Here is a 21,606-nt window from a genome sequence, read left to right as displayed (position 1 = left end):
CTTATTAAAAACAAACAAGGCTAGGACTAAAATGTCCCAGCCTTGTTTTACATAATCTTGAAATTAACCGCCAAATAATCCTTTAAAGAAGTTGACAATGGCATTCCAGATATTAGAAAAGAAATTACCGCCTTCTTGAAGGAGGCCGTTTGCATCAAAGTTAAGGTTAATATTGTTAAAAGTATCTCCTGCCTTTGAAACAATGCTATCTTTCAAGTCACTAAGTGTCTTTGTAAAGTCAGAATCTGTAATGACTCCGCTGTTTGAAAGATTGATAGCGAAATTCACGATGAGGTTGATTTGGTCGCTAGTTACTGACTGAGTCAGTCCATAGTTTTTCAAGGTTTCTTCAACAATCTTACGGACATCATCTGTTGTCAGATTGCTGTTGTTCTTCTTAGCATTGGCGATAGCCGCTTTGATATCAGCCAGAGCCACGTTGAGCTTGTCCGCGTCATAGCCTTCCTTACCTGTATTTTCAGCATTGATACCAGAAAGGGCAGCCAGTTCTTCCTGCGCTAGGTTTTTATTTTCCTGAGGAATAGTCGCACCGTTATCCTCTAGAGAGTAGTAAATCCCTGCCAAAGCGCTCTCACCTGTTACCGGAATCGGTGCCGCAACGGTAATCTGCGCGTGCTTGACACCCAGAGTAACAGCCGCATTGCGATACATATCTTCAGTAACCTTAGTGATGTTTTGCGGAGTGACAATTTTGACCTCTAATGGCTTATTGCTGCCTAACTTCTGGATTTTTACAGAAGAATAAAGCTGCAGGCTAGGGTCGTTAGCAACATCCATGATTTTTGAATAGACTTCAGGCGTCATGGTTTTAAGCGGCTTACTGTCGCTGGATGAATTGTAGCCCAGCATCTGCAAGGTCTGCTGTTTTTGGCTCTCATCCAAGGAGTAACCCAGCACATACTCTGGCTGCACGTAAGTCTCATCAATGACTTTCTGAACATTTGAATCGGCAGCTGCGGTCGATACAGTAAACAGAGTAGCCAGCAAGGCTCCTGCTGTCATTAAAGTTTTTTTGAATTTCATATTCTTTCCTCTTTTCCTCCCGCTATAGTTTCCCAAATTCTATAGCTTTTTATAGAGCAAACTTCTTTCTGATTGTCTCGAATTTCTGTTTCTTGAGCTTGTGATTTCCGCTCCTTTTGATGTTTAGAGTGCTTCAGTTAAGTTGCTGCAATGATGGAGTTATTATTATCTCATCCATTGAGGGCTTGAGATAATAGATACATTTTACAACATTTCTCAAAGAAGTTCAAAGAAAAAACAGTCACTGGATTTGCTTGCCAGTAACTGCTCTTTCCTACTTTTTCCAAAGGAAGTCAATCAGTAATTCGTCTACTTCTGGATTCTCATGCAATTGGCTGTGCTGAGCCAACTGACCTGTGATTTTCTTTTCCTGGTAAGATTTGGCATTCTCAACCAGGAGATATTTGAGGCTGCGAGAAGAAATATTGAGGACAGAACCGTCGGATTCATTTTTAAAATCACCATAAATGTTCAGAACATCTACTTGCTCTTGCGGATAGATTTCTCGTAATCCCAGTAGTTTTTGATAAGTCTGGCTCATAGCACTAGGCTGGCCAGTTTGGTCGTCTAGAATTGTCAAATCTTCAGGCAAGTCCCTTCCTTGCAGACCATTAACATGGTTGGCAATATTGACCTGCTTTTGCAGCTCGGGCAGCTTTTCATCCTGACCGTTCTCCAACATATAAAAGAGGATGGACATATTCCCCATCGAATGGCCTACTAGATTCATCTTATCAAAGCCATAAGTCTCTTGTAGCTTGCGAATCACAGCTGCTGCATATTTTCCGTCTTGAGCGTAGTCAGTATTGCGGTTATCTTCATAGTTTACCTTAATAATGGGATTGATAGCACCTTTCGGTATCTCGCCTAATAAGCTTACTTGCTCATTTTTACTGACATTTGCCGTGATAATTGTCTGAGTAACTCCAGCTTTTTTGGCTGCCTCTGTCATATGATTTTCAGCGTTAGAGCTGGATCCAAAACCATGGAAAAACAAGGTCGGCGTTGTTGACTGCACATATTGTTTTGTATTGAGGCTAGTGGCTTCTTTATGGTTGTAAAAAGCTGTTAGACCGGCAATTGTCACTAAAACCAGAATGAGGAGCTTAAAACCGAGTTTCTTGTTCATTTTTCATTCCTTTTTATGATAGATGTACAAAATTATACCATGTATCGATCGTGGTTACAAATATCTGGATTATTACTCCACTATCAAAAAAGAAAGAAGCTTGAAAACTTCTTTCTAAAACCATTTTAAGAGGCGCATGATGTGCATGTTCATCTTGACCTGACGAGAATAATAATAATTACCGCCGTTGATATAGAGTTCTGGCCCGTGGAAAATTGAAATCAGGTTATAGTAGCCGTAGGTCTTGCCAGTTACATTTCCTAAGCTTGGCGCTACTACATCTTTTGAATATTTCTTAGCCAGCTCCAGCGTATTTTCACCACCGTTTTTAGCGACGTAGTCGATATAGGCCTGACCAAAATTATAGGCTTGTACTGCTGTCCAAACGTCCACCTTTTTCTCGCTGGCTAACTCTAGGTTATCAGACAGGGTTTGAACTCCCTGGCGAATACTTTCTTTGTTGTCCGTAATGGCATTGGTCTGACCAGTTGCACTTTCACTGGACTGCATGACATCAGTATCTTTCCCCTTGGTTTCTGTATAAATCATGGCCAATACCAATTCTTCATTGGCCGCTGTGTCCTGCTCATCAAGCACTTCTCTGACCAAAGTCTGATACTTCATGACCTGCTTGACATCATGATGAACCTGATAAATCTTATAGCCAGCAAAGAGCACGAAAAGGACTAAAATCAGTCTTCTTAGAAATTTAAACATTATTTATTTTGGATATCCTCGATGTTCTTAATCAAAATGGAATAGGTCCCATTGTCATTCTGGATAAATTCTACCGACTCTGCGTCCTGATAGATATTATTGGGAACGATGAGCTCGATTCCGTTTGAAAGGGAGAGTTTCTGATTTTCGAACTTTTTCTTCTGGCGGCTGCTGTCAATCTCATCAAACTTAACTGGCTCAGGAATGGCTTCCTTGACTTGGTCAATAAAGGTAAGTCGGGCAGTCAAATTGCTGTCAAAAAGATCATCGGCCAACTTCTCAGGCGATAGTTCGTCATTTTCTTCCAGATTTTTGAAGATACTGGATTTGACCTTGGACTGAAACTGAAAATCGTCTTTGTTAAAACTTTCGGCAACCTTCTGAGCTGTCTTCTCAAGCGCTTTGATTGATTTCTTGGCTGAGATTGTCGGATTGACCTGCAAGAGATTGTCTGACATATAATTGAGAAAGGCGCCGTTATACTTGATGCGTTTTTCAATCAGATGGTACTTGCGAGACTTGAGATTGATGACCAAAGCCTCGTCTGCACCCGTACCAAAGCCAGGCAGATTGTTCTGCGTCAGCTTGATAGGATTGTCCACCTCACCACCCAAGTGGGTTAGGGTTTCCCGCAGAGCAATCCGCAGAAAAGCGAAGTGCTCCACACCTTCTTTGTCAAACTGGACAAAAATCAGATCGTTGGTTTTCTGGTTTTCACTGACTGAAAACTCCTCCTGCCAAAGCTTGGCCACTGTCACTGATGTTTCCAGTAAGTCGTCTGAAAGCTGGGCTAAAAAGACGTTTTCGGGATCGAAAACACCTGTTTTAGCATCGTCAGAATAGACCCGTTCAATCTTCTTGCGCAGGTATTCTTCAATCTTGGGAGTAATGTTGAGAAATTTATCCGCTAGCAGCAGTTCGGTATCAGCTGGGCTGAATTGATGAATAATCGCTTTTTTTACGTAAATATCCATCTTAGTTCAAGCCCTCATAGAGTGGAAAAGCGTCCGTCAATTCGCGAACTTCTGCTCGCACTTGATTCAGCACCGCTTCGTTTTCAGCATTTTCCAGAGCCTTGATAATAAGCTCGGCTACCTTGATACTTTCTGTTACACCAAAGCCTCGAGCTGCAATAGCTGCTGTACCGATACGAATTCCGCTAGTCTTAAATGGTGACAAAGTTTCGTAAGGGATGGAGTTTTTATTAAGGGTAATATTGACTTCATCCAAGAGATTTTGAGCGACTTTCCCATTTTCTACAACCTTAGTGACATCAACCAAGAAAAGATGATTTTCAGTACGGTCAGAAATCACACGGAACTTATCATGCTGACGGAAGACTTGGGCCATGGCTTGGGCATTGTCCAAAATCTGCTGAGCATAAACCTTGAAAGCTGGGTCAAGCACTTCTTTAAAAGCCACAGCCTTAGCTGCAATGACATGCTCCAATGGTCCGCCTTGAATGCCTGGGAAGATAGCTGAGTTAATTTTCTTAGCCAATTCCTCATCATTGGTCAAAATCAAGCCACCTCGAGGTCCACGCAAGGTCTTGTGGGTCGTTGTTGTTGTGATATCTGCATAAGGCACTGGGCTAGGATGGAGACCTGCCGCGACCAATCCAGCGATGTGAGCCATATCTACCATAAGCTTGGCACCTACCGCATCAGCGATTTCACGGAATTTTGAAAAGTCAATGATATGAGAGTAAGCTGAAGCCCCCGCCACAATTAGCTTAGGCTGAACCTCTTTGGCTTGCTGGAGGATAGCATCAAAATCCAGTAATTCTGTTTCAGGATCAACGCTATAGGATACAAAATTGTAGGTCTGACCAGAGAAGCTGACTGATGCACCATGAGTCAAGTGACCACCCGCAGACAAATCCATACCCATAACTGTATCACCTGGCTCAATCAAAGCCATATAAGCAGCACAATTTGCCTGGCTGCCTGAGTGAGGTTGCACATTGGCAAACTTAGCACCAAAGATTTCCTTGGCGCGTTCAATTGCCAAACTTTCAATCACATCCACTACATCAGTCCCACCATAGTAACGGCGACCTGGGTAACCTTCAGCGTACTTATTGGTCAAAATAGAACCTTGAGCAGCCATGACAGCTTTAGAAACGACATTTTCTGAAGCAATCAGCTCAATATTATGCTGCTGACGTTCTTCTTCTTTAGCAACTGCTTCCCAAATCTCTGGGTCAAATGCTTTGTAGTCTTCTTGGTCAAAAATCATAAGGTGTCTCCCTTCTTTTGCGAAAATAGGACCTTAGGTCCTAAAAGTTAAAATTTTATATCATTTACTTGGGCGAGAATATCCTCGCGAGTGATTGCCCCTTGGCGTAAAATAAGAGCCTTTTCTCCAGACAAGTCCAGAATAGTTGAATCCTGACCGGTCAAAGAGTCATCATCCTCTACACCCGAGACCTCCTCTTGAAAATCCATCATAATCTGCTGGAAAGAAGTTCCACTAGCTTTTCCAGAAAGATTGGCGGATGGACCAATCAAGGGACCGTACTTCCGAATCAAGTCCAGCGTAACTGGATGCTTAGGAATCCGAAAACCCACGGTTTCCATACCTGAGTTTATCCAAGTTGGCACTCGGTCATTGGCTTGAAGGATAATAGTCAGCGGTCCAGGCAGAAAGGTTTGATAGAGTTGATTCAGATAACTGGGCTGATTCTTAGAAAAAGCATAAATCTCTTCCAAGCTAGCCACATTGAGATTAAGAGCCTTGTCACGGGGTCTTCGTTTTAATTCATAGACTCGCTCAACCGCCTCTTCATTCAAAGCCTGGGCAAAGAGGCCATAAACAGTTTCGGTGGGCAGGACAACTGCTCCGCCTGCTGCCAGAGTCTTTTCTATCTTATCCATTGTCAACCGCCACCATTCTATCTTTGCCAAATTGATCTTTCAGGACTCGGATTCGTTTTTGAGGGAAGTTTTTTTCCAGCAACTCCCTGACACCGTCTCCTTGCTTGTATCCAATTTCCAGATAGATTTTTCCTTTTTTTATCAGATAGTCTCCTGCCTGCTCGGCTATTTTCCGATAGACGGCATAGCCATCCTCTTCTGCGAAGAGGGCCATGTGAGGCTCTGAGGTCAGAACGTTAAGTCCGACTTCGTCCTTATCCGCTTCTGAAATATAGGGCGGGTTGGAAACGATGATATCAAATTTTCCTTGAATTGCATCCAAGCAATCAGATTGGATAAAAGTGAGGCTGAATCCGCAGGACTGAGCGTTTTCTGCTGCCAGGGAAAGAGCGTCTTCCGAAAGGTCAGAAGCAGTAATCTGCCAGTCTGGACGGCTGTTTGCCAGTGCCAGAGCAATGGCTCCGCTACCCGTTCCGATATCCAAGACAGACAGAGAACTTTCAGGATTTTCTGACAAAATCAGCTCCACCAGCTCCTCCGTCTCAGGCCTAGGAATTAGAACCCGCTCATCAACCTTTAGAGCCAGGCCATGAAAGTTACTGCTGCCAATGATATACTGAGCCGGCTTATGAGCAAGCAGCTGCTCTTGGATTGCTTTTAGCTGTTTACGGTCTTTCTGGCTGACTTCTGTCCGAAGTTTGAGAACAAAGTCGGTAAAGGAAAGCTTATTGAGAGCCCGATAAGCGAAAGAAAGGCTTTCTGCCTCTTCTCCCGCTACTAACAGATCCTGCTCTAGCTCAGCCAAATATTGAGCTAGTATCATTATTTATTCAGCTCTTCTAGTTTTTGCGTTTGGTCATAGAGAACCAGAGCGTCAACGACTTCATCCAGTTTGCCAGCTAAAATCGTGTCCAGCTTTTGCAGAGTCAATCCGATACGGTGGTCTGTCACCCGGTTTTGCGGGAAGTTATAGGTGCGAATCCGCTCCGAGCGATCACCAGTACCAATCGTAGACTTGCGCTCTGCATCTTGCTCATCTTGAGCGATTTGAGCAAAGTGGTCTGCTACGCGAGCTCGTATGATTTTCATAGCCTTATCCCGGTTCTTCTGCTGAGTACGCTCTTCCTGCATTTCGACCTTAATATTGGTTGGCAGATGAACGATTCGAACAGCAGTCGCAACCTTATTGACGTTCTGACCGCCGGCACCTGAAGCATGGTAGATGTCCACCCGCAGATCTTTAGGATCAATGTCGTATTCTACTTCTTCGATTTCAGGCATCACCAAGACAGTTGCCGTCGAGGTATGAACGCGTCCTTGGCTTTCGGTTACAGGAACCCGCTGTACGCGGTGAGCGCCAGATTCATACTTAAGCTTTGAGTAGACCGACTGACCTGAGACCATAGCGACCACTTCCTTGATCCCGCCTACACCATTATAAGAAGCCTCCATGACTTCGAAGCGCCAGCCTTGGCTTTCAGCATATTTTTGATACATCTGCAAGAGGTCTCCTGCAAACAACTGCGCTTCGTCTCCTCCTGCAGCTCCGCGGATTTCCAAAATGATATTCTTATCATCGTTTGGATCCTTAGGTAAAAGGAGGATTTTTAGTTTTTCTTCGTATTCCTCTTTTTCAACCTTGGCATCTTTAAGCTCTTGCTTAGCCATTTCTTCCAAGTCAGCATCACCAGAGGAGTCTTTTATCATTTCTTCAGCGTCTGTGATGTTTTGCAGAACTTTTTTATACTCACGGTAAGCTGTCACTGTATCGCGGGTGCTGGCTTCTTCCTTAGAAAGCTCCATAAAACGCTTGGTATCGCTGACTACATCAGGGTCGCTTAGGAGTTCACCAAGTTCTTCATAGCGATCTTCAACTGCTTGTAACTGTTCATAGATGTTCATAGATTTTTCATCATCTCCTTTTTTCTATCGTCGGATTACTTAATGTCGGGGTTAAAATAGTGCTTGCGGCAGACTGAGATATAGGTCTCGTGCCCACCAATTTTGATTTGCTCTCCGTCATAAACCGGCTTTCCGTTATCAGTCCGTAAAACCATGGTAGCCTTACGAGAGCAATATTGGCAAATGGTTTTAATCTCCTCAATCTTGTCAGCCAAGAGCAAGAGATGCTTGGATCCTTCAAAGAGTTCATTGCGAAAATCATTTTTCAGACCAAAAGCCATAACCGGAACATCTAGCTCATCCACCACTCTAGCCAAATCATAGACATGATGGCGTTTCAAGAATTGAGCCTCATCAATCAAAACGCAATAAGGTTTTTCAGGCAGCTGCTGGATATAGCCAAAAATATCGGTCTGGTCTTCAATAGCTATGGCATTTCGTTTCATGCCGATACGACTAGAAACGACACCAAAACCATCACGGGTATCAACCGCTGAGGTCATGATGACTACGCTCTTGCCTTGTTCTTCATAATTGTGAGCCACTTTTAAAATTTCAATGGTCTTGCCCGAATTCATCGTGCCATATTTGTAGTATAACTGAGCCATAATTTAAATCTTTGCTAATTCACTATCTCCATTTTTACTTCACATTATTTTACCATAATTCACTACTCTTTAAAACCTCATTTATGATAAAATAATGATAAAGAAATAAAGGAGGCAGAAAATATGCCATTTGTTCGAATTGATTTATTTGAAGGCCGTACTCTGGAGCAGAAAAAAGCTCTTGCCAAGGAAGTAACTGAAGCTGTTGTCAGAAATACTGGCGCACCTCAGTCTGCTGTCCATGTCATCATTAACGACATGCCAGAAGGAACCTACTTCCCACAAGGTCAAATGCGGGAAAAATAAAAAAGAAAAGCCGGCAGTTTATATCCCTATAAACTGCTGGCTTTTTTCTATGAATGAGTCCTACTGTTATCTCTTTTGCTCTCAAATTCTTTAATTAATTTTTGATACCAATAAAAACTATCTTTTCGAATCCGCTCTAGACTGCCTCCTTCTTCCTCATCACGGTCTACATAAACAAATCCATAACGCTTGCCATAGCCGTTGAGCCATGAAAGTAAATCTGTGAAAGACCATGTACAATAGCCGATGACTTGGCAACCATCTTCTATGGCGTCTTGTACAGCTGTAATATGCTTATCAAGATATTCAATCCGATATGGGTCATGTATCTTTCTATCTTCCGTTAAGGTATCATACTCTCCTAGCCCATTTTCAGTTATCATAATCGGAATGTCATATCTACTGGTAATCCGCCGTAAAGCAATTCGCAAACCAATTGGATCTATTTCCCACTCCCAGCTAGTACGCTCTAAGTGTTCGTTTGGCACATGCTTAAACTGGTCCGGCTCTCCAGCTTCAGCATTCGGTACATTAGCAGCAAAAGTATGGGATTGGTAATAGTTGACGCCTACGAAATCTGGACGACCAGCTTTTAAAATCTCTAAATCCCCTTCTCGAATATCTAATTCTATATCGAATTGATTTTTCAGATAAGCTAAGGCTGTCTTTGGATAACGTCCCAATAGATAAGCATCCATCCAGTACCAAACATTGACATCCAAAGATTTCTCCATGGCTAGAACATTTTCTGGCTGATTATCCAGAGCATAGAGGACAGGAAAAGCAAAGCTTGGACCGATTTGACCTTTTATTTTTAAATCATGGAATCGTTTGATAATCGTTGCATTAGCCAAGTTGACAATGTGATTCACCTGGTGCATTAACTGAATATTTTTGATTCCTGGTGGAAAACGACCATCCCGATAACCTAGTCCAACAAAGACATTTTGCTCATTGAGTCCAATCCAATATTTCACTCGATCTCCAAAGTTTTTGAAGAGAATCTCTGCATAATACAGGAAATCGTCGATTATCTTTCTGGATTCCCAACCGCCGTACTCATCTTGCAGTACTTGAGGCAAATCCCAGTGATAGATTGTGATAATGGGTTCAATATTATATTTGAGAAGCTCATCAATCAGATTTGAATAAAATTCAATCCCTTTCTGGTTGACCTCTCCTCGTCCCTCGGGCAAAATACGGGTCCATGCAATAGAAAATCGATAAGCTTTTAGGCCCATTTCGGCCATCAGTTCAACATCTTCTTTATAGTGATGGTAATGGTCCACTGCCACGTCGCCTGTAGTGTTTTTAAAGGTCCTATTAGGCTGGCGAACAAAGATGTCCCAGATAGACAGACTCTTACCATCTTCATCCCAAGCTCCTTCAACTTGATAGGCTGCTGAAGCCGATCCCCAGAGAAAGTCTCTGGAAAATTTTGTCACATCAATCAAGCTGCTGCACCTCCTTTAGCTTCTAGAGCTTCCATTTCAGCTTCTTGCTTAACCAATTGCTCTTCGTATTTTTTGAAGAATGGATAGTAGATCAACATAGCTGGTAAAATCAAGATATAGTCCCAAACAAAGTTTTGCCAACGAAGAGTGGTTAGATAGTTACTAAAGCCCATTGGCAACTGAGCGCTGACAACAATCCAAGCTGGAATGATAAAGCCTGTTTTATAAGCAAAATAAGTCAAAATCATCATAATAGGCACGTTGAGTACATAAGGGATACATAGAATAGGGTTGAACATAATTGGCATACCAAATGTTACCGGCTCATTGATACCAAACCATCCAGGAATGAGAGAAATCTTAGACACGGCACTGATTTGTTTAGATTTTGATCGTAAGCCCATCAGGACCAGGGCCCAGGTATTCCCTGTGCCACCAACTAAAGCCATGGAAGTGTAGAGTAAGACTGGGAAGAATTGCATTGGCTGACCGTTCGCATGAAGAGCAGCATTGGTTGTTGCCGCTTGAATCCCAAGCGGAGAAATGATTGGAATAATGATGAGGGTACCATGAATACCGAAGCACCAAAGAATCAGCGCTAACATACAAAGCATCACAATACCTGGAACAGATGATACAGCGCCAAGCGGTGCACGCAAGAGAGACATAAAACCAGACGGAACATTATAAGCTCCTGCTGTCAATGCTCCAATTCCAACATTCAGCAAGAGGAAGAGAGTGATGGAAAAGAATACCGGCAGAATAGAGCCGAAACTATCTTGCAGGAACTGCGGCACAACATCTGGCATCTTTATTTTAATATCTTTTTCATAACAGAATTTTTCAATCTGTACGACAACAAAGACAATAAAGAAGCTGATAAACATACCTTGTGAGCCGAGATAGTCTAATTGCAGACCGGAGAATTCTTCAGTATCAACAAAAGCTCCTGCCACAAGCATGAAAGTAACGGCTGTATCAACAGCTGCCATAATAGGGGATTTCAATTTCAAATTCTTAGCATAATGATAAGCAAAGAAGATAGCAACCCAGATAGAAATAAAATCCATTGAATAACGGAAAGGCAAGGTCAATGTATTATACACTGCATCCCCTGTTTTGAACCAACCTAGAGCAGTTTCATTTCCAATTGCAGCTAAGACTTGAAATAAGGAACCTACGGTAATCAATCCCAAGAGAGAGCCCAATCCAGCTTGTAAAGACTGTATAAACACATTGTTGGCCAGTTTATAACCAATTTCCTGAAGTTTGGTCATGAATTTACTGTTAAAGAATTTTTCCATCAGAAAAACCTCCTTAAGATATTGCTTTAATTAATTGAAAGATATTCTTACAATCTCCCATTGCATAATCCATAGCTGGAATGGTGGCAACAGGTTTTGAAACTGTCTCTTTGACAGAATCAAGTTTATAAGAAACCTGAGGACCTAATAAAATTACGTCATAGTCCTGAGCATAATCTTGATAGTCCATCAATCCGACCGCTTTTATATCGAGGTCAATACCTTGGTCATTTGCATATTGCTCCATTTTTTTCATCAGGATGCTCGTGGACATTCCGGCTGCACATATTAATAAGATTTTCATTGTCTTTCTCCTTCTCTATTGGAATACAGCTCAATCATCTCGGTGATAAGGTCAATGGCCAAGAGACTCGTCATAAAATGATCTTGTGCATGAACAAGCAATATACTCAACTGATGACCGTTTCCTTGTGCTTCTTCCTGCAATAAATCTGTTTGGGAATGATGGGCCTTTAAAATTACACTATTTGCCTCATCCATTAATTCCTTAGCTGCATCAAATTCTGCAAGTTTTGCTTTTTTAAGTGCTTCAAAAGCTAAGGATCGGGCTTCACCAGAATTGGCAATTAAGGACATGGCAATAATCTCCGCTGAACTATTCCATTCTTCCATACAAACTCCTCCTTTCAATTTGACTTCTTACCCACAGTTTACTATAGCGCTATTCCACTGTCAAAAGCGTTTATATTTTCTTAATATACAGTTTTCTAGCTTAGTGTATCCATTTTCAAATGCCATTCATACTCAATTTGTTATAAAAAATTTACAGCAATAGTTTCTTGCGTGCTTTACCACTGGCACTCGCTATTTTTAAATAGTTCCCTTAATATATTTTAAAACCTATCGTAAAATTAGTGTATAAAAAATAATCGTTTTTTATGATAATGTATAACACAAAGCTAAAGAGTATTAAAAAGCTCTAAAAACCGTCTCATTTCCCTAAAGGGGTTACTTTCCACAAGGGCTTATTATATACTTAATTTATGAAGATTATTAGAGAACTCCAAGTCACTTCAGATGAATTTTATGACTTCTTGGAAAACGAGTTTCTGAATCAAATCAATCAAGCTGACGATCAAACAAAAAAGATAGATAGGTTAAAGAAAGGACTTCGTTACTCAAAATTGTCAGACAATGTCTATACCAAGACTGATTATGAGATTCTGGACTATCGTCGCCATGAAACCTACGTCATTCAAATATCGTCCCACAGTGAAAAAACGATTACTTCCTACAAGACCAAGCCTTGCTCAAAAGGGCTTGAGGTTACGCTAGAACAAGAACAAAATAAATTGACAAAAAATTCAAAAAGCAAGCTCATCAAGTGGATGGGAGAGCTTCTCTACTTTGGTCGCCTTTCGGAAAATCTTTATAAGATTCAAGGGGAAATCGAGAAGGCTAGAAAGGCGAAAACTCAGTAAAAGGCAAGTCCGATCCATACCTTCTTTTCTGCGCCCAGATTTTTTATGACTAGCAGATATTCAGATAGTTCAAGGAGTAGATTATGAAACAAGGCATCACACCTCAATATTGGAAACAAGAAAACAGCGGTCGCTATTTCACTAAAGAAACTAAAATATTTAGCCCGTTGCCTATTTTGACCGACACCTTACTGGCTCATCCAAGAGCAAGAAATAATGGACAACTAGCTTTCTCTGCCATTCATTTCATAGAAGGGATTTCCCGAGAAGTCGGACAAGAGGTCATGCAGTCCTTTTCACTTCCCTATCCATCCAATACTGAAGCGCACATCGTAAAGATTACTGAAGACGGTATTTTCGTTTATGCCTTGTCCAAACGTGGCTTATTTTATGGGGCAATTTCAATTATTCAAATGTTACAGGATGGCTACTTGCCTTATGGCTTGGTCTATGACGAACCTGTCTGTTCTGAGCGGGGCCTCAAGGTCTTTTTACCGTCTCGTAAGAATATGGATTTCTTCAAGCAATTTGTGGACATGCTTGCTTTCTTCAAGTACAATACTCTCATGATTGAAATCGGCGGTGCTATGGAATATAAAAAACACCCTGAAATTAACCAGGAGTGGATTAAATATTGTGCTGATATGGCTGAATACTCTGGCAAGACCAAAGAAATCCAAGACTATACCTTCCCTTGGTACAAGAATGCCATTCACATGGAAAATGGTGATGGGGAGTTTCTAAGTCAAAATGATGTTAAAGATCTGGTCCTCTACTGTAAGGAACGATTTTTTGAAGTGATTCCTGAGGTACCCTCTCTTGGCCACTGTGACTACCTGATGCTTGGCCACCCTGAAATCGCAGAAATCCCTGAAGATCCTTATCCGGACACTTACTGCCCATCAAATCCTGCCTCTTATGAACTCCTCTTTGATGTTCTGGATGAAATCATTGATGTCTTTGAACCTGAAGTCATCAATATCGGGCATGATGAATACTATTCAATTGCCATGTGTGACCGCTGCAAAGGGAAGGCTGGAGCAGACATCTTTGCAGAGGACATTATCAAGATTTATGACCACCTCAAGCAGAAAAATGTCCGAACCATGATTTGGGGAGACAAGTTACTGAAAAATGCTATCGTTCCTGATGCAGGGCCTTTTGGTGGAGCAGAAATCATCATGTACACCCCCCAGTTCAAAAAGGATACAGGCACAAAAGTTGGCATCATGCCGGCAACCTGGCAGGCTATTCATCAGATTCCCAAAGATGTCGAGATTCTCCATTGGCTCTGGAGTTTGGATGAAAAACTGGAAGATGAAGTTTTGGAAGAAGGCTTTAGCATCCGTTATGGTAATTTTGAAGGCTATCTCTTTCCGCATTGGGCTGAACATTTGAAGAAGGGGAGCAAGGGGGCTATCATCTCCAACTGGAGCACCTTAAATGAGGTAATCTTGCAGAGAAATGTCATTTTCTTCGGCTTGGCCTATGCTTACGAGATGTTTTGGAATCATGACTATCGTGATGAAGACTATGCGACAATCCGTGATAAAACCTTATCATATCTCTTCCATTACCACTATCCTGACCTGCAAAACCACTCGCGCAGCCTTGAACCACTCGCGCAGCCTAGCTGGATTGAAATTGGCTATGCTACTGACTATTTTGTGGAATACCAATGGTTTGTGGACGGTGTCTTCCCTGAAATGGAAACCTATCAAATCGGAAATATCCTACTGACCTATGCTGATCAAACCGAGTTCACTGTTCCCATTATCTTTGGAGAAAACATTGGCAAAACAAGTGTTGAATGGGATCGAACTACCAATACCAACCCTTTACCTGGTGAACCTATCTATAAAGTAGATGAGCAATTATTTGAAGTCTCGCTTAGAACCAAACCTTATCAAAAAGAGCAGCAAACTTTCTTCGCATTTCCTATTCAAAACCCTTATCCTGAAAAGGAATTGAAGAATGTAGCAGTTCAAACAGAAGCTGACAAAGATTATCAAATTTTTGTTGATCAAATTGTCTATTATCACTAAACTTGAGGCTTAGTTCAAGCTATCAGGTAGAAAGATCGAAGTTTATGAGGAATCAGAAGCATCCAATTCAAAAAGAACATCAAATTTCTAGACATCGGCTTACTGGACATACTGATTGCTTATCCTATTTGAAACGAAGGGAGGTGAGACAGTGAGTGAAAAGAAAACATTTCTGAAACAATTCTTACGTCTCAGCCTACCCTTTTCTCTTCAATTTCTACTGGCCAGCGCTGTCAATCTAGCTGATGTTGTCATGATTGGCCAGCTAGGGGAAAAACAAATCGCAGCTGCTGGCGCTGCCAACCAGATTTTCTTCCTCTTGACTATTGTACAATTTGGTATTGGTAGCGGAGCTTCTGTCTTCATGGCCCAATACTGGGGAGCCCAGCGAATTGCTGATATGAGAAAAACCTTGGGATTGGTCTATATGCTGAGCGGGCTCATCTCCGCTTCCTTTACTTTAGTCGCTTTACTTTTTCCCAAGCAACTGATTGGCTTTTATATTCATGATACCGAAGCTATTCAGTTGGGTGCCCAGTACCTATCTATCGTCTCCTGGACCTACCTGATGACAGCTATCACAACCTCATTAGCCACCATGTGTCGCTGTAGTAACGAAGTTTTCTTGCCAACTCTTGCTAGTCTACTATCCATGGCGACCAATATCATTGGCAATGCCGTCCTTATTTTTGGACTGATTGGATTTCCTAAACTTGGACTGGTTGGTGCTGCTATTGCCACCTTTATTGCTCGATTGCTAGAGCTTTGCTTGTTAGTATTTGGTGTCTATCGAACAAGGATGGCTGGAGCCGCTAGCATAGCTGAACTCTTTGCCTTCCACAAAGACTTTATTTATCAATTTTTGAAAAAAACCTTGCCAGTCGTCTTCAATGAAGGCGCTTGGTCTCTTGGAACATCAATTGGATTGGCCATCATCGGGCTACTAGGTACTGAAGTGGTGGCCTCTACCCAGATTGCTAGCGCCATTGCTCAAATTGGTTTTGTCTTTGTGCGTGGTGCAGGAAATGCCGTAGCTGTTATACTAGGCAATACCATCGGAGAGAATCAAGTAGAAAAAGCCTTACAAGAAGCCAAGCGCTTCTTACTTCTACTACCTCTCATCGGGCTCATCGTCAGCGTCCTACTCATCTGGGCAATTCCCTTAGCCCTGAAACTCTACAACTTAAGCAATCAGACAGAGCAGCTAACCATCTTGATGATTCAATTAAATGCCCTGTTGTTTATCCCAAAAGCTTTTAGTGTTGTTTTAATCGTCGGGATTTTACGTAGCGGAGGCGATACCAACTATGCCTGCCTGCTAGATATTTTACCTGTCTGGCTCTTCAGCATTCCACTTGGCTATGCTCTGGTTGGTCTACAGGCTCCCATTTGGCTAATCTTTCTTGTGATAAATGGCGAAGACATTCTCAAGCCAATCTGGGGAATCCCTCGTGTCTTCTCAGGAAAATGGCTGCATAATCTTGTGCAAGAGCACATGTAAAAAAGCATCTAAATCACAACATTACCACAGAAATCGGAAATATATATCCCGACTAAAACGGTAATGAGAGTTAGGTGCTTTTTTATTGGTTTGCGACTCCAACTTACAATTTTATAATTTGCGCAGCATCTGAATTAAAACACTGACCTCTGCGTCATCTACAAGAATCTTAAAGCTTCTCTCCACCGTTCGGATGATTTTCCTAACGTGCTTATAGTCATCAGGGAATTTTTCGATAACACCGGCAATTTCTTTACTGCTCTTCTTCAAGCATTCTCCTGAAAGGGTCCGCTCCACTAGACACGCAATATGAACAAACAAACCTATTGTTTGCTCCTCTGTGAGCTGATAATAAAAATCAAATTCATCTAAAATAGCAGGAAGAATCTTTTTAATCTTAGCTAAGGAAGTATAGACAAATTGCTCTTCTAAAAATTGGTAAACTTTCTCATAATCGTAGCTATTGACAGAGGTCGGTACAAACATCAATAATTTATCTAAGTGCTCCTTGGGCTGCTCAAAAACATCTTTAATGGAAATAAAAGGGATACCCATAATTTTGGGGTCGAAAGTTCCAACAAAAGCATGAACTTGATAGGTCTTCCTTAAGGCCATCACTTCCTCAATCAACATCTCCTTATTAGCAACTGACAACGCAATGACACGGTAACCCAGCTTTGAATACTGATCAAGATAGTGCTTGAGCTGAAGAGAACCGCCTTCGCTGGTATAACAGAGTGTAATGATGATTTTTTCTTGGTCCCGATTTTTATAAAGCTGATTCATTTCCATATGAAAAGCATGAAAGACACTGTCAATATCATTTTCTATCAAACAGCGCCGTGCAATCCCCATGCCAATCATAGTAATGGGAATTTCAAATTCTCTGATTTTAATCAGAGTTTCTTCTCGAATTTTATCCAGCATTTCCTTAATCGATCCCATATCATAGAGGACGATGACCCCTAAACCTTGGTCTAGCTCCTCAATTTGCTCTTTTAATTTACGATAGCTTTCCTCTAGAGATTCTTCTAATAGAATATCAAAGCCATACACTTGGCTATTTTTAGTCAGCATCTTGGTTGACTCAGCCAAGGACTTGGCAACCCCTTTACCATGCAGAACGTAGAGCAAGATAGGTCGTAGACTATCTTGTTTCTTTTCGGATTCAATAATAAACATGGTTAGGATGACGATTTCATCTATTGGAACAGCTAGTTGAAATCTTGTTTCTAGTTGCCTGGCAAATTTAGAACATTGTGCATACTCTATTGGATAATCCCGAATCACTTTCACAATAGCATCATTATCCAACTGCCGGTTTAACGAGCCTTTCTGCTTGATCATCGCATTGACATGAAGGCTGATGCCGTAATATGCCGTCGAATTAAGCTCTATATTGAGTTCTTTTTGAACAGATAGAACAAAGGCTTGTACCAACTGGATTACTTCAGCAGAAACAATCGTCTCAAGCTGATTAAGATTTTCCAACCCATCTTCTTTTTTAACAAAAGGTTTGTATTCAATATAGCTTTGAATATAATTTCTCACTGCCTCAAAAACATCATCCTGCTCAATGCCTCTTTCTGATAACTGAGAATATTCTGATTTAATTTTGTTATATAAATCATCCGACTCTTGCTCTGGAAAATCCAGCAATCCCAACTCCTTATCATAAATCAGCACCTTACGTTTGCCAATCAATTCATCGATTTTAACTACATTATGACTACCTAAATGCCGAATTCCTTGATAAGGAATGGGCAAATCGTCATTACTAAGTGTTAAATCTTTTAGCTCCGACCTCAGACTTCTTACAAAAGCATTGGCACAAGCAGTTCGAACTGCATATTCTAATTCTTTTATATTGCTAATATTCGCTGATAGGATGAAGGAATGAATGACATCACGCGGTACTTGAATATCATGCGCAGAATTCTTTGATTCGATAGCTAAAAAGTAATTTAGTAACTCTAGCTTTTCACTAATCGGTCGATTCGGATAAGAAGGCAGCTGGATTACAACAGGAAGTTTATTGGATAAATGTTCAGATAGCTTAGCCCTGCTTCCGATAATTACCAAACCTTTCTTCTGACGTCTCTTTTGTTCTCCTTCTCTGTGATTCAGCCAGGAAATCAATCTATTTTGATCCGCCGAAGATAGAACCTGTATGTTATCTATAAATAAAATTCCTTCTGCCACTTTCTCAAATACAGACTTCGTCGCATCTGAGCCAAATAACAACTTCAGCAAATCATCCAGAACATCAATATAGTCTAAGCAGTTAATTTTTTCAAACAACTGAGGTTTACTAATCGCTTGATTTTTAATAGCAAACTCCATCATTTTATTAACGAAGTGAGTTCTACCAGCACCGACCTCGGATAAAATGAGTACTGGAAGGGCATAATTTGGGTATAGAATAGCTGCTTGTGCTAACTGGATGGCTGTTCGCAAACTGCCATTTTCACCTATAATGCTTGGAAAATCCAAAGGATTTTCTACAAATACCTCTTTTAACTTGTATTGAACTGGCCGTGTATTTCCTTTAACAAGTATCCCTTCTTTTACCAATTGATTCAAAATAGTGCTCACATTTGAGCGTTGCATTCCTAAAGCAGCAGCAATTACTTTCGTTTCAAGGCCTTGCTTATTATTCTTTAGTAATTCTTGCTCTAGATATTCTAAGACTAGTGTTTTGGCAACCTTCATATTCTACCTCACTGATATTTTTCTCCCATTATCGTCATTCAATTTATCTTATAACGCAGCTTTATCCATCCACTTAGAGCCTTAGAACTTACTCCCTATCATCCTGTCATTTCCTTATCTGACCATTATAAATTTAAAGCAAGAGGATGATATAATACATAAAAGCCAACTGTTAATAAGTGATATAAACAGCTAGCCTTTTTCTTTATCATTCAGGAATGAAATTCTTTATTCATTCTTTTATCAGAAAACCAAGTCGTAAGGAGATTCCAACTTGTCCGCTAAACTGGCTAGAAACTCCGCAGCAGGCTGACCATCTACGACTTGATGGTCAAAAGTCAGGCTGAGCGGCAGGAATTTATGCTCATAGACCTGTCCTTGGCTGTCAAGAGCCAGCGCCGTTTGCAGGGCACCAACTCCTAAAATCGCCACTTCTGGAGTATTTAGGATAGGAGTGAAATACTCAATCCCTGCTCCCCCGAGATTGGTAATACTGAAGGTTGAACCTGAGTAAAGAGCTGGATCTAAAGCGCCTTTACGAGCTTGATTGGCCTCTGTTTTGATAGCCAGGCCCAAGTCAGCCAGCGTTAGCTTATCCACGTGACGAATGACTGGCACCACCAAACCATCACTAAGTGCCGTTGCAATACCGATATGAATATCTTCTACTTCCTGATACTGACCATTGAAATACCAAGCGTTGAGTTGAGGGTGATCTTTCAACGCCTTGGCAACTGCCTTTGTCAGCAGAGTCGTGATGCTGATTTCTCCGTTTTCTAGTGGAGAAGCCACCTTATCCTTCATATCCTGTCTAAAGGCCATCAGCTGACTAATATCCACCTTACGGTGCAAGGTGACCTGAGCAGATGTCTGGAGACTATTCATCATCCGCTCTGCAATAGTCTTACGCATACCTGTCAATCCTGCACCGTAGTCAGCCTGACTAGTTGGCTGAAGGACTGCTAAACTACTTTCCGGTGCTTGGGTTGGGAGTGCCTCTGGTTTATGATTCTCTACATCCCGTCGGGTAATGCGGCCCTTGCCTCCCGTTCCTGAAATCATGGAAATATCATATCCTTTTTCCTTAGCAATCTTGCGAGCCAGCGGAGTGATGAAAATACGACCTTTTTCATTTTTTCCGACAGTGTTGGAACTTGCTGCCACAGTTTTTTCAGCTAGCTCTGGCTCTGAATCAACTGCTCCCTTATCACTTTCTGATTTATTCGCAGAAACTTCTTCCGTCTCCATACCTGGAATAGATTCTCCTGCTTCACCAATCCATGCAATTACTTTCTTGCACGGGACAGTATCGCCCGCCTGACTGATAATTTTTAAAATCACTCCTGCGCTTGGAGCCTCTACATCGCTGGTCAATTTTTCAGAACTGATTTCCAAGACAGGCTGACCAGCAGCTACGGTGTCGCCTTCCTTGACCAGCCAGTTATTTATCAGACCTTCGGTCATTGTTAAGCCTAGCTTAGGCATTACAATTTCTGTAGCCATACTTGCCTCCCTTCTATCTCTTCAGATCGTCAATCAATTCTGCAGCAACAGTCAGAACCTTATCAGCATTAGGGATATAGAGCTGTTCCAAATTCACCGCAAATGGTACTGGCACATTTGGCGCGCAGACGCATTTCACTGGGCCGTCCAGATAGTCAAAGCATTTATCAGTCACTACAGCTGCAATATCCGTCGCTGTGTTATTATGAGGGTTGGATTCATCAACGATAATCAGTCGTCCAGTTTTCTTGACTGATTCAAAGACAGTCTCCTCATCCCAAGGAGCTACTGTTCTCAAGTCAATCACTTCGACCGAAACACCATCTTTTTCCAAGCGATCCGCTACCTCATAAGCAACATAAAGCATTTTACCGATAGTAACGATAGTAAGGTCTGTTCCTTCACGGCGGACAGCAGCCTTTCCAATTGGAACTGTATAATATTCTTCTGGCACCTCTCCCTTGATACCATAGAGAGTCTTATCTTCTGAATAAATCACGATATTGTCGTCTTCAATGGAAGCCAGCAGTAACCCTTTAGCATCATACGGAGTTGCTGGAACAACTACCTTGATACCAGGAATAGATCCAAAGAGACCGTAATATGAACCCGAGTGTTGAGCTGCAGCCGAAGCTCCTGCCCCATGCATGGTCCGCATTGTCATCGGAACCTTGGCCTTACCGCCAAACATATAGCGCATTTTTGAGCCTTGCCCCAGAATGGCGTCAAAGCAGAAACCGATAAAGTCATTGAACATCAGCTCCGGTACTGGACGCAAGCCAGTCAGAGCCATTCCAACAGAAGCTGACACGTATCCGTGCTCTGAAATCGGAGTATCAATCACCCGCTCTCGGCCATATTTTGGCATAAGCCCTTTGGTTACACCCATTACACCGCCCCAAGCATCTTCGTTTTCTTCTTCCAAGTGCTTGATTGTTACACCGCCAGCAATATCTTCTCCCAGAAGGATTACGGTGTCATCTTTTGCCATTGCCTGATCCAGCGCTTCATTGATTGCTTTCATAAATAACAGTTGTCTAGCCATTTGATCAACCTCCTTCTA

General features: G+C 41.7%; 20 protein-coding genes. 4 read left to right on the top strand and 16 right to left on the bottom strand.

Translation table 11 applies throughout. The features are described 5' to 3' along the window. Positions 1-63 precede the first annotated feature (63 nt). The 9 genes from SSV_RS05280 to SSV_RS05240 all read right to left on the bottom strand — a co-directional run bounded on the left by SSV_RS05280 (position 64) and on the right by SSV_RS05240 (position 8,276). Positions 64-1,044 (bottom strand): DUF1002 domain-containing protein, encoded by a 981-nt coding sequence (locus SSV_RS05280; RefSeq protein WP_072073972.1) that lies wholly within the window; start codon positions 1,042-1,044, stop codon positions 64-66. Positions 1,045-1,318: 274 nt separating this feature from the next. Continuing rightward, a complete protein-coding gene (locus SSV_RS05275) occupies positions 1,319-2,173 on the bottom strand; it encodes an alpha/beta hydrolase (RefSeq protein ID WP_072073971.1) in 855 nt (284 codons plus the stop codon). A gap of 114 nt (positions 2,174-2,287) precedes the next feature. Further along, on the bottom strand, positions 2,288-2,890 hold the full coding sequence (locus SSV_RS05270) for a lysozyme family protein (protein WP_002915229.1): 603 nt from the start codon (positions 2,888-2,890) through the stop codon (positions 2,288-2,290). Next, on the bottom strand, positions 2,890-3,864 hold the full coding sequence (locus tag SSV_RS05265) for a nucleoid-associated protein (protein WP_002915230.1): 975 nt from the start codon (positions 3,862-3,864) through the stop codon (positions 2,890-2,892). Before SSV_RS05265 ends, SSV_RS05270 begins: the two co-directional genes overlap by 1 nt. A 1-nt stretch (position 3,865) precedes the next feature. Next, on the bottom strand, positions 3,866-5,128 hold the full coding sequence (gene glyA / locus SSV_RS05260) for a serine hydroxymethyltransferase (RefSeq protein ID WP_072073970.1): 1,263 nt from the start codon (positions 5,126-5,128) through the stop codon (positions 3,866-3,868). Positions 5,129-5,175: 47 nt separating this feature from the next. Then, entirely contained in the window at positions 5,176-5,766 is a 591-nt protein-coding gene (locus tag SSV_RS05255) for an L-threonylcarbamoyladenylate synthase (protein ID WP_072073969.1), read from the bottom strand. Next, positions 5,759-6,589, bottom strand: a complete 831-nt coding sequence (gene prmC / locus SSV_RS05250; RefSeq protein ID WP_072073968.1) for a peptide chain release factor N(5)-glutamine methyltransferase — start codon at positions 6,587-6,589, stop codon at positions 5,759-5,761. Before prmC ends, SSV_RS05255 begins: the two co-directional genes overlap by 8 nt. Continuing rightward, the gene (prfA, locus tag SSV_RS05245; protein WP_072073967.1) at positions 6,589-7,668 is read right to left on the bottom strand and encodes a peptide chain release factor 1; all 1,080 of its coding nucleotides are present in this window, start codon (positions 7,666-7,668) and stop codon (positions 6,589-6,591) included. Before prfA ends, prmC begins: the two co-directional genes overlap by 1 nt. Positions 7,669-7,703: 35 nt before the next feature. After that, entirely contained in the window at positions 7,704-8,276 is a 573-nt protein-coding gene (locus tag SSV_RS05240) for a thymidine kinase (protein ID WP_002897586.1), read from the bottom strand. Positions 8,277-8,381: 105 nt separating this feature from the next. Here SSV_RS05240 and SSV_RS05235 point away from each other — a divergent pair, with 105 nt between their 5' ends. Next, positions 8,382-8,582 (top strand): 4-oxalocrotonate tautomerase, encoded by a 201-nt coding sequence (locus SSV_RS05235; RefSeq protein ID WP_223310287.1) that lies wholly within the window; start codon positions 8,382-8,384, stop codon positions 8,580-8,582. A gap of 47 nt (positions 8,583-8,629) precedes the next feature. Here the strand turns inward: SSV_RS05235 and SSV_RS05230 are convergent, their stop codons facing one another. Genes SSV_RS05230 through SSV_RS05215 form a run of 4 tightly spaced genes read right to left on the bottom strand, consistent with a single transcriptional unit; the run spans position 8,630 to position 11,973 of the window. Continuing rightward, positions 8,630-10,036: a glycoside hydrolase family 1 protein gene (locus SSV_RS05230; protein WP_176693565.1), complete on the bottom strand. Its 1,407-nt coding sequence runs from the start codon at positions 10,034-10,036 to the stop codon at positions 8,630-8,632. Then, the gene (locus tag SSV_RS05225; RefSeq protein WP_072073966.1) at positions 10,033-11,340 is read right to left on the bottom strand and encodes a PTS sugar transporter subunit IIC; all 1,308 of its coding nucleotides are present in this window, start codon (positions 11,338-11,340) and stop codon (positions 10,033-10,035) included. Before SSV_RS05225 ends, SSV_RS05230 begins: the two co-directional genes overlap by 4 nt. A gap of 13 nt (positions 11,341-11,353) precedes the next feature. After that, on the bottom strand, positions 11,354-11,644 hold the full coding sequence (locus SSV_RS05220) for a PTS sugar transporter subunit IIB (RefSeq protein WP_002909758.1): 291 nt from the start codon (positions 11,642-11,644) through the stop codon (positions 11,354-11,356). Continuing rightward, the gene (locus tag SSV_RS05215; protein WP_072073965.1) at positions 11,641-11,973 is read right to left on the bottom strand and encodes a PTS sugar transporter subunit IIA; all 333 of its coding nucleotides are present in this window, start codon (positions 11,971-11,973) and stop codon (positions 11,641-11,643) included. Before SSV_RS05215 ends, SSV_RS05220 begins: the two co-directional genes overlap by 4 nt. Before the next feature lie 371 nt (positions 11,974-12,344). Between SSV_RS05215 and SSV_RS05210 the strand changes: the two genes are divergently transcribed. From SSV_RS05210 to SSV_RS05200, 3 genes are all read left to right on the top strand, one after another. Then, positions 12,345-12,782: a DUF3284 domain-containing protein gene (locus SSV_RS05210; protein WP_072073964.1), complete on the top strand. Its 438-nt coding sequence runs from the start codon at positions 12,345-12,347 to the stop codon at positions 12,780-12,782. A gap of 83 nt (positions 12,783-12,865) precedes the next feature. Then, positions 12,866-14,827, top strand: a complete 1,962-nt coding sequence (locus SSV_RS05205; protein ID WP_072073963.1) for a family 20 glycosylhydrolase — start codon at positions 12,866-12,868, stop codon at positions 14,825-14,827. Between the two features lie 115 nt (positions 14,828-14,942). Then, entirely contained in the window at positions 14,943-16,328 is a 1,386-nt protein-coding gene (locus SSV_RS05200) for an MATE family efflux transporter (protein WP_176693564.1), read from the top strand. A gap of 111 nt (positions 16,329-16,439) precedes the next feature. Here the strand turns inward: SSV_RS05200 and SSV_RS05195 are convergent, their stop codons facing one another. The 3 genes from SSV_RS05195 to SSV_RS05185 all read right to left on the bottom strand — a co-directional run bounded on the left by SSV_RS05195 (position 16,440) and on the right by SSV_RS05185 (position 21,588). Then, positions 16,440-19,040, bottom strand: a complete 2,601-nt coding sequence (locus tag SSV_RS05195) for a PRD domain-containing protein (RefSeq protein ID WP_072073961.1) — start codon at positions 19,038-19,040, stop codon at positions 16,440-16,442. A gap of 243 nt (positions 19,041-19,283) precedes the next feature. After that, the gene (locus tag SSV_RS05190; protein WP_072073960.1) at positions 19,284-20,543 is read right to left on the bottom strand and encodes a dihydrolipoamide acetyltransferase family protein; all 1,260 of its coding nucleotides are present in this window, start codon (positions 20,541-20,543) and stop codon (positions 19,284-19,286) included. Positions 20,544-20,556: 13 nt separating this feature from the next. Further along, complete coding sequence (locus SSV_RS05185) at positions 20,557-21,588, bottom strand: alpha-ketoacid dehydrogenase subunit beta (protein ID WP_002915247.1); 1,032 nt, start codon at positions 21,586-21,588, stop codon at positions 20,557-20,559. Positions 21,589-21,606 lie beyond the last annotated feature (18 nt).

Source organism: Streptococcus sanguinis, assembly GCF_001078705.1.
Lineage (GTDB): Bacteria > Bacillota > Bacilli > Lactobacillales > Streptococcaceae > Streptococcus > Streptococcus sanguinis_D.
The sequence above is the reverse complement of the archived record's forward strand: the minus strand, read 5'-3'. Positions and strand labels throughout refer to the sequence as shown.